The sequence below is a fragment of the Ruegeria sp. D3 genome (genome assembly GCF_056534465.1).
In genome coordinates, this window is record NZ_JBQFPK010000004.1 from 160,810 (window position 1) to 177,825 (window position 17,016).

The window sequence follows — 17,016 nt, forward strand, 5'->3', positions numbered from 1 at the left end:
TGGGCTTTTCGCGGCCCAGCGTCAAGGTCCGGTTACGCCGCACCCCCAAGCAGGGCGGCGTTGCCTCCTGCGGCGGTTGTGTCGACGCAAACGTGACGTTCACTCAGCACACGCGCGCGGTCGGGCAGGCCGGGAATCAGAGGCAGGATCGGGCCATGGCGACGGGCCAGATGCTGTTCGATCTGCCGCGCGGTGGCCTCATCGCCCCACCACAATACGCCTGAGATGTTCGCGATGTTCTCCAGTCGGTGCAAGTCGATCATGCCGGACGCACGGATCGCGGTGCCGCCAAGGGCCTCAACCGCTTGGGCCTGCGCCTGAACGGTATCTGTACCCGGACCCATGCACAGCAGAGGCGCGCGTGGTAATTCGCTGAGCCGGTTGGATTCGCCGGTGGGGCCGGGCAGCGACCGAGTGTGCAGCGGGGCCGGCCGGCCTGTGGGGTCGGGCAGGTCGCTGGCGGTGTTGTCCCATGTGGCTTCCACCTTTTGCCGGTCCGGCGCACTGAACCTCGCCATATAGTTTGGCCCGCCCGCCTTGGGCCCCGTGCCCGACAGCCCCTCGCCGCCGAAGGGTTGCGAGCCGACAATGGCGCCGATCTGATTGCGATTGACGTAGATATTTCCCGCGTGAACGGCCTCGGTGATGTGCTGCACGCGGTCGTCGATGCGGGTGTGCAGGCCGAATGTCAGGCCATAGCCCGTGGCGTTGATGTCTACGATGACCTGATCCAGATCTGAGGCCTTGAACCGCGCCACATGCAGCACGGGGCCGAATATTTCGCGCCCAAGTGCCGTAATGCCGGTGATTTCAATCAGGGTAGGGGCGATGAAAGTGCCCTCGGGCGGGGTTCTCAGTTCCTTCAGCACCCGACCTTCACTGCGAGCCTGTGCGATGTGGTCGGCGATGCCTTGCCGCGCGTCGCGGTCAATCACCGGGCCGCAATCGGTTGCGATCAGCCACGGATCGCCCGCCACCAGTGCCTCCATCGCGCCGGTCAGCATGGTCAGCAGATCGTCGGCGATATCCTCTTGCACATAGAGGCACCGCAGGGCCGAGCACCGCTGACCCGCCGACTGAAACGCGCTTTCGATGATGGATTGCACGGCTTGTTCGGGCAGGGCGGTGCTGTCGACGATCATCGCATTCAGACCGCCGGTTTCCGCGATCAGAGGCGTGCCGGGTTGCAGATGATCCGACATCGCCGCGCGGATTTTCAGCGCCGTGCCGGTCGAGCCGGTGAAGGCCACGCCCGACACGCGTGCATCGGATGTCAGCGCGGCCCCTACGTGCGGGCCACCCGGCAGCAATTGCAGCGCATCGCGCGGCACACCCGCCTCGTGCAGCAATTGCACGGCCCGATGTGCGATCAGAGGCGTCTGTGGTGCCGGTTTGGCCAGAACGGCATTGCCGGTGGCCAAAGCGGCCGAAATTTGCCCGGTGAAAATCGCCAGTGGGAAGTTCCACGGGCTGATACAGGTGAAAATACCCGCGGGGTCGGCATTGGGGATATTGGCGGCGTAATAGCGCAGGAAATCCACGGCCTCGCGCAGTTCTGCCACTGCGTCGGGCAGAGACTTCCCGGCCTCGCGCGCCAGCAGGGCGAACAGTTCGCCGAAATGCGCCTCGTAAAGATCAGCGGCTGCGTTCAGCACCTGCGCGCGCTGGGCGGCTGGGGCTTGCCACGGTGCGGCAGAGGCCAGCGCCAGTTCCACATCTGCGGTACTGGCCGGGGCGACCGCTCCGGGGCGGTCTTGTGGCTGGGCGGGGTTGGTGACGGGCTGATCGCCTTCGGGGCGGGCATCGTCCGACAGCAGGGGCTGCGCGTACCAGTGATGTGCACGAAAGGCATCGCGCGCGGCGTCGATCCGATCCAGCGTTGGCGTGTGGTGCAGGTCGAACCCGCGCGAATTGGGGCGCTCGGGCTGGAACAGGTCGGGGCCGGTGGGCAGGGGGCGGGCGGCGTCGATGATAGTGACAAAGGGATCGGCGGCGACCACTTCGGGCGGCACGTCCTCATCCACGATCTGGTTCACGAAGGAGGAATTCGCGCCATTTTCCAACAGCCGCCGCACCAAATAGGCCAGCAGGTCACGATGTGCGCCCACTGGCGCATAGATGCGGCAACGGGTGGCGTTCTGGTCCTTGACCAGCCCGTGCAGCGTCTCACCCATGCCGTGCAAGCGCTGGAATTCGAAGGGCTGTCCATCGGCCATATGCTGGATCGCGCTGACCGTATGGGCGTTATGGGTTGCGAACTGCGGATATATCCGATCGGTCATGCTCAGCAATTTGCGCGCATTGGCGATATAGGAAATATCGGTCGCCGCCTTGCGAGTGAAGACGGGAAAGCCATCGACGCCTTCGACCTGCGCGCGCTTGACCTCTGTATCCCAATAGGCGCCTTTCACCAGCCGCACCATCAGCTTGCGGTCGTGGCGTTGCGCCATGTCGTAGAGCGTATCCAGAACCACCCTGGCGCGGGGGCCATAGGCCTGCACCACGATCCCGAACCCGTCCCACCCGGCAAGGGCGGGTTCGGACATCACCGCTTCGATCACTTGCAGAGACAAAGACAGACGGTCGGCCTCCTCGGCGTCCACGTTCAGGCCCATCCCGGCGGCTTTGGCCAGCAGGCACAAGGCGCGCAGGCGGGGCACAAGCTCATCCATCACGCGCTGTTCCTGCGCCAGCTCATAGCGCGGGTGCAGGGCGGACAGCTTGACCGAGATCCCCGGATTGGCGCGAATGTCATCATGCGTGCAGGCATCGGCAATGGCCGCAATCGCGCGCGAATAAGATAGGTGATAGCGGGCGGCGTCAGCCTCGGTCCGGGCGGCCTCGCCCAGCATGTCATAGGAATAGGTATAGCCCTTGGCCTCCATCCCCTGAGCGCGGTCCATGGCGGATTGGATCGTCTCGCCCAGAACGAACTGACGGCCCATTTCCTTCATCGCGCGGCCCACTGCGGTGCGGATCACCGGCTCACCCAGCCGTTTGATCGCCCCGCGCAGGGCGCTGACTGGTGAGGCTTTGCCTTCGTCCAGAACCTTACCCGTAAGCATCAAAGCCCAGGTGGAAGCATTGACCAGCGAGGACGAGGATTGCCCCAGATGCTTGCCCCAGTCCGAAGGCGCGATTTTATCCTCGATCAGCGCGTCAATCGTATCGGCATCGGGCACCCGCAGCAGTGCCTCGGCCAGACACATCAGCGCGACGCCTTCATCGGTGGACAGGCCATACTCGGCCAGAAAGACCTCCATCATCCCCGGCGAGGTGCTGGCACGGATGTCGCGCACCAGTTGGGCTGCGGCCGTACAGATGGCGGCACGATCCGTGCCGCTCAGATCGGCCTGCGCGATCAGGCTGTCCAGAACGGCCGACGGGTCGGCATAGGTTTGGGCGTCAATATGGGTGCGCAGGCTGTGTGACATGAATCCTCCGGTGCTTTGGTTAAATATAGGGTCGCTTTAGGAGGTCGATTTCCTTAAATTTCGCTAAGTACAGTTAGTTGACCTGATTTGAGGGGTAAATGCGATGCAAATGGACTTTCCGGGGTTGGATCGGTTCGACCGCGCCATTCTGGCGATTCTGTCCGAGGATGGGCGCATCTCGGTCGCGGATCTTGCGCGGCGGATCGGGCTGTCGAAATCGCCCACTCAAGCACGTGTGAAGAAACTTGAGGCAGACGGGATCATCACCGGATACCGCGCCCTGCTGGATCCGATCCGCCTTGGACTGGATCATGTGGCCTTTGTAGAAGTGCGCCTGACCGACACCCGAGAAAAGGCACTGGCCGAGTTCAATGCCGCTGTACGGAAGGTGGGCGAGATCGAGCAAGCCCATATGATCGCGTCGAATTTCGACTATCTGCTGAAAATCCGCACCGGGTCGATGTCGGAATACCGCGCGGTTCTGGCCGAGAAAATCTCATCCTTGCCGCATGTGGCCAGCACCTCGACCTTTGTGGCGATGGAGGCCGTGAAGGAAACCGGCGTCTCGGGCGGGATCGATGCAGTGGGTTGACGAACGTGTATGGCGCGTCACCATTGAGACATGAAACAGATCGTTACAGCTTTTGCATTTCTGGTCTCGGGCACGATTGCGGCCCAGTCCGAGGGGTGCCCCGCTGCGCCGGACCACTCTGACGGAGTTGCCGGGATCATCACGCAAATCCAGCAAGCCGAGAATGAGCGCGCCGCGCAAATCCTTTCAAACCAGCTGTGGGAATTTTGGGCCGACGCACCGGACGACAGCGCACAGGCCGTGCTGGATCGTGGGATGACCCGCCGCAGCCAATGGGATCTGCTGGGCGCGATCGAGGATTTCGACAAACTGGTCGAATATTGTCCCTCTTACGCTGAAGGCTATAACCAGCGCGCCTTTGCGCATTTTCTGCGACAGGACTATCAGGCGGCGCTGCCTGATCTGGACCGTGCGATCGAACTGTCGCCCAACCATGTGGCTGCGATCAGCGGTAAGGCGCTGACCTTGTTGGGCTTAAAGCGGGTTGATGAAGCGCGTGAGACTTTGCAACAGGCGTTGAGGCTGAACCCGTGGTTGTCCGAACGTCATTTGCTGGACGCCGGGGGGCCACTTGCCCCGAAGGGCGAAGACATCTGAAGATCAACGCCCCCGAAAAGAACTCCGGGGGCGTTGGTGCGTTAGTTAGCCGACAAGACCGTTATCAGCGCGCTTGATCGCGATGACAGACGAGCGTGGCGTACCACCATCAGGCCAGTTGCTGCCGGGGTGCTGGATGCCAACAAACATGGTACGCAGGTCTGTGGACCACGCCAGACCGGTCACCTCACAGCCGTTCGGGCCGGTCATGAAGCGTGCAATTTCACCGGTCACGGGATCACCAACCAGCATCTGGTTGTTGCCGTTGCCTGCGAAATCTTCCTCGTTGTCGTCATTCCCGTCTGTCTGGATCCAGATCAGACCGGTCGAATCGATCACCATACCGTCGGGCGAGTTGAACAGGTTGCCCTCGTTCACGTTGGGCGAACCGGCGCGGTCATCGGAATGCACGGTGGGGTTGCCTGCCATGACGTACAGGTCCCAATCGAACGCTTGGGCGGCGTGGTCGTCATTGGCCGGACGCCAGCGCACGATCTGACCATACTTGTTGGCTTCACGCGGGTTGGCCGCGTTGACCGAGGTATCATCACCACCGGCGTTTGGCTTGACGCCCCGGTTCTTGTTGTTGGTCAGGCAGCAATAGGCTTCGACCGCAACCGGGCTGGAGGCGACCCATTCGGGGCGGTCCATGGTGGTGCCGCCCGCTTTGGAGGCCGCCATGCGGGTAAAGATGCGAATCTCGGCATCATCCATTCCGGTGGTTTCCGGGGTCAGAGCCAGCCATTCACCCTTCATGTCGTCGTTGAACTTGGCGACATAAAGCGTACCGTCGTTCAGCAGGCTCTCGGTTTCACCACCGGGCTGATAGGTGCCGTTCGAGACGAATTTGTACAGGTATTCGCCACGTTCATCGTCGCCCATGTAGACAACCACGCGACCGTCGGCAGCCAGGGTGACTTCGGCGTTTTCGTGCTTGAAGCGACCCAGACCGGTGTGCTTGACAGGCGTGCTGTCAGGTTTGGTCGGGTCGATTTCAACGATCCAGCCCGCACGGTGCGGCTCGTTGGGGTTTTTCGATGTGTCGAAACGGGGATCAAAGAACTCGTAACCGTTCCAGCTTTCGGCCTTGATACCGTAGCGCGCCATACCGTCCGCGACCTTCTGGTCATAGGCGGCATTTTCATCCGATGAGCCGAAGTAGCCATTGAAGTTCTCTTCGCAGGTCAGATAGGTGCCCCAGGGCGTCTTGCCCGCACCACAGTTATTCATGGTGCCCAGCGAGGTGGTGCCGGTCGGGTCAGCCTCAGTTTTCAGCAGGTCATGACCGGCTGCGGGGCCAACGATTTTCATCGGAGTGTTGTGATGAATACGGCGGTTGAAGGGGCTGTCTTTGACAACCGACCAGCCGTCAGGGCCTTCGGTGATTTCCATGACTGTCACGCCTTGGATGTTCTGCAGCTTCAGAACATCGTCTGCGTTTGCCGGAACACCTTCCGCAGCGGCCGGCAGGTTGATCTTGCGGTTGGGGTATTCGTGGTTGATCGCGATCAGTTCATGACCCTGGAACGAGAAGGTTTCCATCCCGTCAGTGTTCTCACCAAAGATACGGTCGGATTTTTCGACCGGACCGCCATCGGTGATGTCATAGCCATCGGCATCCGAGAACAGCGGATCGCCCCAGCGCATCATGACTTTCCATTCGTACCCTTCGGGGACGTGAACGGTGCCGTCGGTCTGGGCTGCGATCGGGGTAAAGGCAAAGCGCGACGCGTCAGCGGCCTGCGCCGAGGTCGAGCTGAGCAGACCTGTGCCCATTGCGGCAGCGCCTGATCCAAAGGCCACCACACCGGCCAGAAAACCACGGCGGGAAATGGCGCTTTCGACCACGCGGTCAAAGTCGTTCTCCTCGGGGCGGGGGAAGTGCAGCTCGTCCCAGTCGTCTGCGGAAAGTGTGGTGTTGTCGACGTCTTTCATGGATGGCTCCTGGCTAAAATGAAAGTTGATGAACGGGATTAAGAGGTCTTTGTGACAGGTTCTTAACAGCGCCATTAAAGCCGCTGTATTTCGACCTGAAAATAGATTCATTTTTGTTGCGCTAAATCGCGCCGAAGCCCTGCCTGCGCGACGCAGACAGGGTTTTACAATCATCAAAATTGATTGATCACATCGCCGTGATAGGGTTAACGCAGCCGCTGCCCATCGGCATTGAACCGATACGCTTTTTCGGGCGCGAACCCAAGGCGCAGGTCTTGGCCTTCGGATATTGCATGTTGCCCGAACAAGCGCGCCGTCACCGAATGGTTCTGAACGGTCGCAATGACGTTGGTATCACCGCCCAGCTTTTCGACATGGCTGACCTGCGCTGACAGAGGGCCGTCGTCAGACAGAAACAGATCCTCTGGCCGAATACCAAGGGTGTCTGACCCCTGATTCAGCAGGCTTTCGGGCAGGAAGTTCATCGAAGGAGATCCAAGGAATCCCGCGACAAACTGGTTGGCGGGGTTGTTATACAGCTCCATCGGGCTGCCAATCTGTTCGACCCGCCCATCGCGCAGCACGACGATCTTGTCGGCCAGCGTCATCGCCTCGGTCTGGTCGTGGGTGACATAGATCATCGAGGCATCCAGTGCCCGGTGCAGGTTTGCGATCTCAATCCGCGTGTTCATCCGCAGCGCCGCGTCGAGGTTCGAAAGCGGTTCGTCAAACAGGAACAGTTTCGGCTCGCGCACGATGGCCCGCCCGATGGCGACGCGTTGGCGCTGACCGCCGGACAACTCAGATGGATAACGGTCCAGATATTCCTCAAGGTTCAGCATCCGGCTGGCAGTGGCGACGCGCTCCTCGATCACCGCTTTGGGCTGCTTCTCTTGTTTCAGCGCCAGTGTCATGTTCCCGCGCACGTTCAGATGGGGATAGAGCGCATAGCTTTGAAAAACCATCGCGATGCCACGTTTCGACGGCGGCACCAGATTGACCTGCTGGCCGTCGATATTGATCTCACCCGAGGATGCATCCTCCAACCCCGCGATCACGCGCAGCAAGGTGGATTTGCCACAGCCCGAGGGGCCGACGAAAACGACAAACTCGCCTTCTTCCACCTCAAGCGAGATGTCTTTCAGGACATGCACCTCGCCAAAGGATTTGTTCACATTGGTCAAGGTCAGAGCAGTCATGTTGCGGACTCCTTAAGCGAAACGGGCTGGCCGGTGCGGATGCTTTCATCTGCGGCCAGACAAATGGCGAGGGATTGGACGGCGTCATTCATATGGCGCGTCAGGTCGATATCGTCAGCGATGGCGCGCAGCATATAGGCTTGTTCGGCGTCACAGAGTTCCTGATGGCCGGGCTCATCGGGCATCTCGACGGTGCGGTCGCCGCCCGGAGTGTGGATCAACAGCCCGCCAACCTTGGTGTGGCCGTCAATATCCGCCGATGCGCCCTTGTTGCCGTCGGTGATCGAGACTGAGCCGTTGGGCGAGACGATGTCTTTCACGAAAAACGCGGTTTCGGACATCATCGGGCCCCACCCGGCCTCATACCAGCCGACCGAGCCGTCCTCAAAAATTACCTGAAACTGGCCGTAATTGTACATGTCCTCGGCGATCTCATCCGACAGGCGCAGGCCCATGCCATGCACGCGGACGGGCTGCGCATCGGTGATCTGGCACATCACATCCACATAATGCACACCACAATCCACGATGGGGGATGTGGTCTGCATTAACGCCTTATGCGTCTCCCACTCCGCCCCCGAGGATTGCTGGTTCAGGTTCAGGCGGAACACATACGGTCCGCCCAGATCGCGCGCCTCGGCAATCAGGCGCATCCACGAGGGGTGATGGCGCAGGATATAGCCGACCACCAGTTTGCGGTTCAGACGAGTGGCGGTTTCCACCACGCGCCGTGCATCGGCCACGTTGGTGGCCAGCGGCTTTTCGACAAACACATGCGCGCCAGCCTCCATTGCGGCGCAGGCAAAATCGGCGTGGCTGTCGGAATAGGTGGCGACGACCACCAAATCGGGTTTGGTCTCGGCCAGTGAGGTGTGGAAATCCGAATAGGCGGGGTATTGGCCCAGCTCGGGGTGGTCTACGCGGCCTGACCGGTTCACCAGCCCCACGATTTGCGCGTCCGGGTGGTTGTGATGGGCCAACGCGTGGCTGAGGCCCATATTGCCAAGGCCAGCGATCAGAACTTTGGTCATTTGACAGCTCCGGATGTGATGCCGCGGATCAATTGGCGCGAGAAGATGACATACAGAACCAGCACCGGCAGGATCGCCATCGACAGGGCCGACAGAACCGCGTTCCAGTCGGTGACGAACTGCCCGATAAAGACCTGACTGCCCAACGTGAGCGTCTTGGTTTCCTCAGCCGGGGCAAGGATCAGCGGGAACCACAGGTCGTTCCAGATCGGGATCATGTTGAACACCGCCACAGTCGCCATCGCGGGCCGGACCAGAGGCAGAACCAGCCGGAAAAAGATCGTGTATTCCGACAGCCCGTCGATGCGGCCTGCGTTCTTCAGATCGTCACTGACCTGCCGCATGAACTCCGACAGGATGAACACCGCCAACGGCAGCCCCTGCGCCGTGTAAACCAGGATCAGCGCCCAGAGCGTGTTGACCAGCCCGGTCGCCACCATCATCTCAAGGATCGCCACGGTGCCGATGCGGATCGGGATCATGATCCCCAACGCCAGATACAGTCCCATCAGCAGGTTGCCCTTGAACTGATATTCAGACAGCGCATAGGCCGCCATTGCCCCGAACAGCAGGATGAAGAACAGCGACGCGACGGTGACGATCATCGAGTTCTGGAAGTAGAGGAAGAAATCCCCCTGCTTCATTACCGTCTCATACCCGATCATTGAGAAACTGTCGGCGTTCGGCAGCGCCAGCGGCTCGCGGAAGATCGCGCGGCGGGACTTGAAGCTGTTGATGATGATCACAAAAACCGGGAACAGGGCTATCAGCGTGTAGAGGATCAGCGCCCCGTGCATCGCGGCGGTATTCAGCGGGTTATGGCGAGCTTTGTTCATCTAAGCGCCCTCACAATTGATACCGGCGCATCCGGGTCTGGATGCCGAAGAGGTAGATGCAAACTCCCACCAGAATGATCGCGAACATGGCCCCGGCGATGGCCGATCCCATATGCGGGTCGCCCAATTGCAACTGGAAGCCAAAGAAGGTGCGGTACATGAACGTGCCCAGAATATCAGTCGAGAAATCCGGCCCGGCCAGCGCGCCTTGGGCGGCATAGATCAGGTCGAACGCGTTGAAGTTGCCCACAAAGGTCAGGATCGAGATGATGCCGATCGAGGGCAGGATCAGCGGCAGTTTGATCTTCCAGAAGGCCGAGGCCCCGGTTATGCCGTCGATCTCTCCGGCCTCAAGGATTTCCTCGGGGATGGTCAGCAGGGCGGCATAGATCAGCATCATCGGGATGCCCACAAATTGCCAGACCGAGATCAGCGCCAGCGTGGTGAGCGCATATTCCTCTTTCCCCAGCCACGGCGCGAACAGGGATTTCAGGCCGACAGCATCCAGCATCGAGGGCGCGATGCCCCAGATGGGCGACAGGATCAGTTTCCATGCAAAGCCAACGATCACAAAGCTCAGGATTGTCGGGATGAAAATCGCCGACCGATAGAGCGCCGAGAACCTCAGGCGCGGGTGGCTGAGTAGCGCCGCCAGCGCGATCCCGATGGGGTTTTGAACAAGCATATGGATCAGGAAGAACCAGAAGTTGTTGCCCAAAGCGTTCCAGAACTGCTCGGACCAGATGGGATCGAAAAACAGCGTTTGAAAGTTCTGCAAGCCAACGAACACGCGGCTCTGATCCACCTCGGAATAGAGCGCCAGCCGCAGCGTGTTGAACAGCGGGAAAATCATCACCGCCGTATAGACCAGCACGGCTGGGGCCAGAAACACGACGATATGCCAGCGGAAGCGGGGGCGATTCATGGGTCAGCTTTCAAAGGGGTGTCGGGTGTACCCGGGCGGGCGTTTCCGCCCGGGTAGGGATCAGCTTACTGATGCGGAGCGTACCAGGAGGCAAGACCTTCCTGCAGTTCGGCGCCCAGTTCTTCGGGCGATTTGGCACCCTTGATAGCCGCAACGGATGCGCCCCAGGTCTCATTCTCAAGGTTCGGCGTGCCGCGCGACAGGATTTGATAGGTCGAGCGGATGGTCGATTCACACTCATCACGCCAGCCGACGATTTCCTTGGCCAGCGGATCCTGCAGCTCAACCGGCGTGCTGGACAGCGGGAAGAAGCCGGGCAGCGCGTTGCCGAAGATTTCCGCGAACTCTGGGCTTGCGACCCAGGCCAGGAAAGTTTCGGCCGCCTCGGGATTCTCGGTGGCGGCGTTCATGCCGATGCCGATATCGGTGTGATCCGAGATATAGCAGGTGTCGCCCGCATTGCGGACCGGCGGCTTGAATGCGCCCATTTCGAAATCAGCCTGCGCGTTGAAGCCAGAGATTTCCCACGACCCGGCAGGGTAAACTGCCGCACGGCCCAGCGTGAAGATGTTCTGGCTGTCGGGATAGGTCTGCGCCTCATACCCGTCGCCCAGATACTCACCCCAGCGGGCCAGCGTGGCGTAAGGGGCGGTCCAGGCCTCATCGGTCAGCTTCTGCTCGCCTTTGATCAGCGCCTGACGGCCTTCCTCACCTTTCCAATAGTTCGGGCCGATGTTGTTATAGCCCATGGTGGCGGCTTCCCACTGGTCGTTGGTGCCCATCGCCATCGGGATATAGGTGCCGTCTTCCTTGATCTTGTCGAGGGCGGCAAAGAACTCATCCTCGGTGGTCGGCACGTCGATGCCAAGCTCGTTGAACGCGTCTTTGTTGTAGATGAACCCGTGAATCACCGAGGCCATCGGAACACAGAAACTGACCGCGCCATCATCGGTCTGCCACGCCGATTTGGCGACATCCGAGAAATTGCCCATCGCCTCGACGCCCGACAGATCAGTCAGGTGCCCGGCTTCGTACAGCGCCAGAGAGGCGTCAAAAGGACGGCACGTGATCAGGTCGCCAGCCGAGCCCGCGTCCAGTTTTGAGTTCAAAACAGCGTTGTATTCGGCGGGGGCCGAGGGCGTGAATTGTACCTTGATGCCGGGGTTTGCGGCCTCAAATGCAGGAATGATCTGATCCTGCCACAGGGTCAGGTCATCGTTGCGCCAGCTTTCGATGGTCAGCGTGACATCTTCGGCCATGGCAGCCGTACCCATAAGGGTTGAGCCCAGCAGAGCCAGCTTCAGACTTGTGCGTTTCATTTCATTCTCCCAGTTGGTTAGCAGTTGTTATTCATGTTTAGTGCGGTGCTCAGAATGCCGTCGGCTTCTTTAAGCCGCGCCACCGCGTCGCCCTTTGACACGCCAAGGGCAGCGATCAGGATGGCGGGTTTCACGTCGCCGTTCGTCTGCGCCAGCGCAGCCTGGGCTGCATCGGTGTCAACCTTGGCAATCCGTTCCACGATCCCGGCCGCGCGCGCACGTAGCTTGTGATTGTCAGCGCGCAAATTCACCATCATGCCGCCATGCACATGCCCCAGATCAAGCGCCATGAGCGAAGACAGCATATTGAGCGCGATCTTCTGCGCCGTCCCAGCCCCCATGCGGGTCGAGCCCGAGATCAACTCGGGTGGCGTGGCGAGCAGAATTGGTATGTCAGCGGTTTGAAGAAGAGGGCTTCCCGCGTTATTGGCGATGCCGATCAAGGTTGCCTTTTTGGCGCGCGCGATGTCACCCGCTGTCAGAGTATAGGGCGTGGATCCGCTAGCCGACACCGCGATGACGGTATCGGTAGGCTTTAAGTCGGACAGAGCTTCGGCAAGTCCTACGTCCGAGTCCTCTGTATCGCCGGGCATTTCAACACCAGTCGGTAAGCCGCCTGCCATGTGAATGCGTAAGTGACTTGGAAGGATCGAGAATGTACCGCCCAGTTCCTGCGCATCCGCTGCGGCCATCAAACCAGATGACCCGGCGGCGACGTAATGCAGCACGCCTCTGGTGCGGAGTGTTGCCGCCATTGCCGCAGCTCCTCGCGCGATCGCGGGTGCCGCACGCTCAACAGCCTGCGCAGCAGCGATTTGACCAGCGGCCAAGGCGCGGGCCGAGTTGGCCAGATCGCTCCGGTCAAGTTGGGCGGCATCAATGTGCAGTTGTTCAGTCGACGGCAGCGTCAAGAGAATCCCCCTTACAGTCCTTTTACAATACCTATGTAATACCACTTGTCTATAACTTTATTATTGCAAGCGATGTTTGGATATTTTTGCGCTAAACACCAGGAATTTGCGATTTGTGCCCGAATTTTGGTCTTTCCAGTGAAGTAAAGGTATTATAATGGTATTGCCATGACTGAGTCTCAAAACACCGCGTTTCTGGCCGTTGACGGTGGTGGAACCCGATGCAGGGTCGCTGCTGAGGTCCGTGGCGTCGTTCATTCGGTCGAGACCGGAGCGGCCAATGTATCAACGGATTTCGAGGGCGGGGTTCGTCAGATCGCTGCCGGTTTGTCTGAATTAGCAGCGGGGCTGGATACCTCTGTAGCAGAATTGGTGCGCTGGCCCGCCTTTATCGGGTTGGCCGGCGTAACGGGTGACAGCGTCGCCGATCGACTGCGAGTGGCGTTGGATATGCCCAACGCGCGGATCGAGGATGACCGACCTGCAGCGGTAAGGGGCGCATTGGGTTCCTCAGATGGCCTAATCGCGCATTGCGGGACCGGGTCATTTCTGGCTGTTCAGATCAACGGTGACATCCGCCTTGCCGGAGGGTGGGGGCCTATCTTAGGCGACGAAGCATCCGCGCAATGGGTCGGTCGACGTGCGCTGTCCGAAGTGCTGCACACGGTGGATCAGATCCAAGCGAAGTCGAGCTTGACGCAAGAGTTTTCTAACCAGTTCGGCGGTGTTGCTGGAATTGTCGAATTTGCGGGACAGGCCGCGCCGGGGGCGTTCGGCGCATTGGCACCTCAGGTCACAGCCGCTGCCGCCGATGGTGATCAGGTTGCGCGTCAGGTCATGCGGGCAGGTGCCGATTACATCGGTGGAATGGCGAAACGCCTTGGGTGGAAGGCGGGGTTAACCCTGTGTTTAACAGGCGGAATTGGCCCGCATTATGCCGATTATCTGCCCGCAGACATGCAAGCTGCGCTAAGACCAGCACATGGCGAACCGCTGATCGGGGCCTTGGCCTTGGCAAAGGAGGGCGCTCATGAGCATTGCTGATTTCTTGCGCGCAGAAGCGTGGCTGAGCCCCGAGAACGGCCCACGATATGTTCAGCTGCGCCGCCGCCTTCAGGAAGGGATAGATACGGGCGTGCTTGCACCGAATTCATCTCTTCCGTCAGAGCGGGAATTGGTGGACATCACTGATCTGTCCCGGGTCACGGTGCGAAAGGCTATTCAAGAGCTGGTGCAGGAAGGTGTGATCGAACAACGTCAGGGTTCAGGCTCGTTCATCCGCGAGCGCGTGCCCCGGGTCGAACAATCGCTGACACATTTGACGTCTTTTACCGAAGACATGTCGAGCCGCGGAATGCAGACCACGTCAAAGTGGTTGGAGCGGGGCGTATTTGCGGCGACGTCTCAAGAGATAGCTGCGCTGAACTTGCCGGAAGGCGCGCAGATTGCCCGCATCTATCGTCTGCGCGAGGCAGACGGCCGCCCTCTGGCGCTTGAGAAGGCAGCACTGCCGTTGGACATTCTGCCGAACCCGATTGAGGTGACTACCTCGCTCTATGAGGTTCTGGACGGGTTGGGGCGTCGTCCCGTTCGGGCGGTCCAGAAAATCTCTGCACTTAATCTTGCTGCGCGCGAGGCTGAGTTGCTGGATGTGCCGGAAGGGGCGGCAGGGTTGAACATCGAGCGTCTCTCATTTCTCAAAAACGGGCGGGTCGCGGAATTGACCCGCTCTCTCTATCGCGGTGACGCTTATGACTTCGTCGCCGAGCTGCGTTTATAATCGGAAGGATCAAAGGCCGATGTCCGACAATACATCCAAGATGCGTCAGGAGATTTTGGAAATCCCTGCCGCGGTTGACCGGCTGCTAGGCAGTGGCGCGGCCAGTATTCAAAACGCGGCCGCGCTGGTCCGGGAAACCGACCCGCGGTTCCTGATCACGGTGGCGCGCGGGTCATCCGACCACGCGTGTAGTTATCTGAAATATGCCAGCGAGCTATTGCTTGGGCTGCCTGTGGCCTCGGTTGGGCCGTCGGTTAGTTCGATCTATGGGGCCGACTTGATGGCGCGGGGCGCTGTATGCCTGTCGGTGTCTCAATCTGGCCAAAGTCCCGATATTGTCGGATTGACGCGCTCGCTGCGGTCATCAGGGGCTGTTGCGCTGGCGATCACCAACAACTCGGAATCGCGATTGGCAGACGTTGCGGATGCGATGCTGCCGCTGCACGCCGGCCCCGAGTTGAGCGTCGCCGCCACCAAGACATTTGTGACTTCGCTGGTGGCAGGGTTGTGGTTGCTGGCCGAAGTCAAGGGCGATGCTGAACTGTTGGGGGCGATACGGGCGCTTCCCGCCCAGTTGGAGCGCGCAGCACAGTGCGACTGGTCTGCAGCGGCGGCCACGATTACAGGGCGTTCGCTGTTTACTTTGGGCAGGGGGCCATCTTTTGCCATATCGGGCGAAGCGGCGTTGAAGATCAAGGAAACCTGTCAGATCCATGCAGAAAGCTATTCAGCTGCCGAGGTGCTGCATGGACCAGTCTCAATCGTCGAGGACGGGTTCCCAACCATTGTCTTTGCGGCTGGGGATGCCGCGGAGGACACCACGGCGCAGGCCGCTGACGCGCTGGCCGATAAGGGGGCCATAGTCTTCGCCACCACGGATCGCGTCACGCGGGCGCAGCAGTTGCCAGTAGAGCGTACGGATCATTGGATCACCGATCCGATCACGACGATCACCGCGTTTTACTCTATGGTCGAATCCGTCGCCAGTATGCGCGGCATTGACCCGGACGCGCCGCGTCACCTCAAGAAAGTGACCGAGACGGTATGACAACAGACAGAGTGATCTTTCGAAACGGTGCAATCTTTGACGGCAAGCGGTTGCTGAGTGATCATTCGCTTGTATTCAGCGGCGGTCAGAGTGTGGAAATCGTAGCTGACGCAGAGGTAGCGGCTGTTGGGGATCACATTGATCTGAACGGAGATATCGTCAGTCCGGGTTATGTGGACTTGCAGGTGAATGGCGGCGACGGTGTCATGCTGAACGATGACCCTTCGGTCGAAACGATCCGCCGGATCGCGCAGGCCCATCACCGGTTGGGAGTCGCGGCTTTGCTGCCGACTTTGATCACGGATACCAGCGAAAAGACTCGGGCGGCGATCGGAGCGGCCATTCAGTCAGTGAAAGAGGGCGTTCCGGGTGTCGCGGGATTGCATTTGGAAGGCCCCCATCTGTCGGTTACCCGCAAGGGGGCGCATGACGGTGATCTGATTTGCCCCATGTCTGATACCGACCTTTCCATGTTGCTTGAGGCGGTGCAGCATTTGCCTTGCCTTAAGGTAACTGTGGCACCTGAAACGGTCTCGGAACAGCAAGTTGGGGCGCTGAGTGATGCGGGCATTCTTGTCTCGCTTGGGCACACGGATGCAGATTTCGCGACCTGTCAACGTTACGCAGCAGCCGGGGCACGCTGTGTCACCCATTTGTTCAATGCCATGAGCCAATTGGGCAACCGCGAGCCCGGTTTGGTTGGCTCTGCTCTTGCTAACGGCGGTCTTTCTGCCGGGCTTATTGCGGACGGCATCCACGTCCATCCCGAAACGATGCGAGCCGCGTGGGCTGCAAAATCCGGCCCGGGCCAGATCTATCTGGTTAGCGATGCAATGGCCGTTGCAGGCACTGATTTGTCCGAGTTCAGATTGGAAGGTCGTCGGATCACGCGAACCGATGGGCGACTGACTCTGGAGGATGGCACTTTGGCTGGGGCCGACCTGGATTTGACGACAGCCATCCGCGTGCTGGTGACGCAGGTGGGTGTTCCCTTGCCAGATGCTCTGACAGCTGCCACGACCTATCCCGCCCAGTTGATCGGGCAAACGCATGGGCCGTCGATGAAGCGCGATCAGATGATCCGGATCAGTGCAAACCTTGAAAAATGCACGTGGTTGTTTCCTACTGAATGAACTGCTTGGGCAGGACTTGTCGGCTGCGCGATTTTTCGGCGCTGAATTTGAAAACAGCGACCGAAGGACGCTTGACGCCATCTGACGCATCGCTTAAACCGACCTCCGCTGAGCGGGCGTCGTATACTGGCTATTACCTCAGCCTTCCAAGCTGATGAAGCGGGTTCGATTCCCGCCGCCCGCTCCAAGTCAGCCCCAAAATTCTGCGTCAAAAGGCCCGTTTGGTGTTCGATTTTGCCATGGCAGCTTGACCCCACGCGCTGTCATCGCCAAGAA

General features: G+C 60.0%; 14 protein-coding genes and 1 tRNA gene. 7 read left to right on the plus strand and 8 right to left on the minus strand.

Annotated elements, in window-relative coordinates:
- Window positions 1–32: 32 nt before the first annotated feature.
- A complete protein-coding gene (gene putA / locus ACR0DX_RS07725) occupies window positions 33–3,434 on the minus strand; it encodes a bifunctional proline dehydrogenase/L-glutamate gamma-semialdehyde dehydrogenase PutA (protein WP_170352408.1) in 3,402 nt (1,133 codons plus the stop codon).
- A 103-nt stretch (window positions 3,435–3,537) separates the two neighbouring features.
- Between putA and ACR0DX_RS07730 the strand changes: the two genes are divergently transcribed.
- A complete protein-coding gene (locus tag ACR0DX_RS07730) occupies window positions 3,538–4,026 on the plus strand; it encodes a winged helix-turn-helix transcriptional regulator (protein ID WP_170352409.1) in 489 nt (162 codons plus the stop codon).
- Window positions 4,027–4,056: 30 nt separating this feature from the next.
- On the plus strand, window positions 4,057–4,623 hold the full coding sequence (locus tag ACR0DX_RS07735) for a tetratricopeptide repeat protein (protein ID WP_170352410.1): 567 nt from the start codon (window positions 4,057–4,059) through the stop codon (window positions 4,621–4,623).
- 45 nt (window positions 4,624–4,668) lie between these two features.
- Here ACR0DX_RS07735 and ACR0DX_RS07740 read toward each other — a convergent pair whose 3' ends face one another.
- The 7 genes from ACR0DX_RS07740 to ACR0DX_RS07770 all read right to left on the minus strand — a co-directional run bounded on the left by ACR0DX_RS07740 (window position 4,669) and on the right by ACR0DX_RS07770 (window position 12,779).
- Window positions 4,669–6,558, minus strand: coding sequence for a PhoX family protein (locus tag ACR0DX_RS07740; RefSeq protein ID WP_170352411.1), 1,890 nt, complete (start codon window positions 6,556–6,558; stop codon window positions 4,669–4,671).
- A 206-nt stretch (window positions 6,559–6,764) separates the two neighbouring features.
- Complete coding sequence (locus ACR0DX_RS07745) at window positions 6,765–7,757, minus strand: ABC transporter ATP-binding protein (RefSeq protein WP_170352412.1); 993 nt, start codon at window positions 7,755–7,757, stop codon at window positions 6,765–6,767.
- Window positions 7,754–8,788: a Gfo/Idh/MocA family protein gene (locus ACR0DX_RS07750; protein WP_170352413.1), complete on the minus strand. Its 1,035-nt coding sequence runs from the start codon at window positions 8,786–8,788 to the stop codon at window positions 7,754–7,756. Before ACR0DX_RS07750 ends, ACR0DX_RS07745 begins: the two co-directional genes overlap by 4 nt.
- A complete protein-coding gene (locus ACR0DX_RS07755) occupies window positions 8,785–9,624 on the minus strand; it encodes a carbohydrate ABC transporter permease (protein ID WP_170352414.1) in 840 nt (279 codons plus the stop codon). Before ACR0DX_RS07755 ends, ACR0DX_RS07750 begins: the two co-directional genes overlap by 4 nt.
- 10 nt (window positions 9,625–9,634) lie before the next feature.
- Entirely contained in the window at window positions 9,635–10,549 is a 915-nt protein-coding gene (locus tag ACR0DX_RS07760; RefSeq protein ID WP_170352415.1) for a carbohydrate ABC transporter permease, read from the minus strand.
- A 65-nt stretch (window positions 10,550–10,614) separates the two neighbouring features.
- Complete coding sequence (locus ACR0DX_RS07765) at window positions 10,615–11,868, minus strand: ABC transporter substrate-binding protein (protein WP_170352416.1); 1,254 nt, start codon at window positions 11,866–11,868, stop codon at window positions 10,615–10,617.
- Between the two features lie 17 nt (window positions 11,869–11,885).
- On the minus strand, window positions 11,886–12,779 hold the full coding sequence (locus tag ACR0DX_RS07770) for an N-acetylmuramic acid 6-phosphate etherase (RefSeq protein WP_170352417.1): 894 nt from the start codon (window positions 12,777–12,779) through the stop codon (window positions 11,886–11,888).
- Between the two features lie 168 nt (window positions 12,780–12,947).
- On the opposite strand from ACR0DX_RS07770, the gene ACR0DX_RS07775 reads away from it, so the two are divergent.
- The 5 genes from ACR0DX_RS07775 to ACR0DX_RS07795 all read left to right on the plus strand — a co-directional run bounded on the left by ACR0DX_RS07775 (window position 12,948) and on the right by ACR0DX_RS07795 (window position 16,927).
- Window positions 12,948–13,823 (plus strand): BadF/BadG/BcrA/BcrD ATPase family protein, encoded by an 876-nt coding sequence (locus ACR0DX_RS07775; RefSeq protein ID WP_170352418.1) that lies wholly within the window; start codon window positions 12,948–12,950, stop codon window positions 13,821–13,823.
- Window positions 13,810–14,559: a GntR family transcriptional regulator gene (locus ACR0DX_RS07780; protein WP_170352419.1), complete on the plus strand. Its 750-nt coding sequence runs from the start codon at window positions 13,810–13,812 to the stop codon at window positions 14,557–14,559. Before ACR0DX_RS07775 ends, ACR0DX_RS07780 begins: the two co-directional genes overlap by 14 nt.
- Before the next feature lie 19 nt (window positions 14,560–14,578).
- Window positions 14,579–15,607, plus strand: coding sequence for an SIS domain-containing protein (locus ACR0DX_RS07785; protein WP_170352420.1), 1,029 nt, complete (start codon window positions 14,579–14,581; stop codon window positions 15,605–15,607).
- The gene (nagA, locus tag ACR0DX_RS07790) at window positions 15,604–16,740 is read left to right on the plus strand and encodes an N-acetylglucosamine-6-phosphate deacetylase (RefSeq protein ID WP_170724346.1); all 1,137 of its coding nucleotides are present in this window, start codon (window positions 15,604–15,606) and stop codon (window positions 16,738–16,740) included. The genes ACR0DX_RS07785 and nagA overlap by 4 nt, the downstream gene beginning before the upstream one ends.
- A 112-nt stretch (window positions 16,741–16,852) precedes the next feature.
- Window positions 16,853–16,927: transfer RNA gene (locus ACR0DX_RS07795), tRNA-Gly, on the plus strand.
- The last annotated feature ends 89 nt before the right edge of the window (window positions 16,928–17,016 follow it).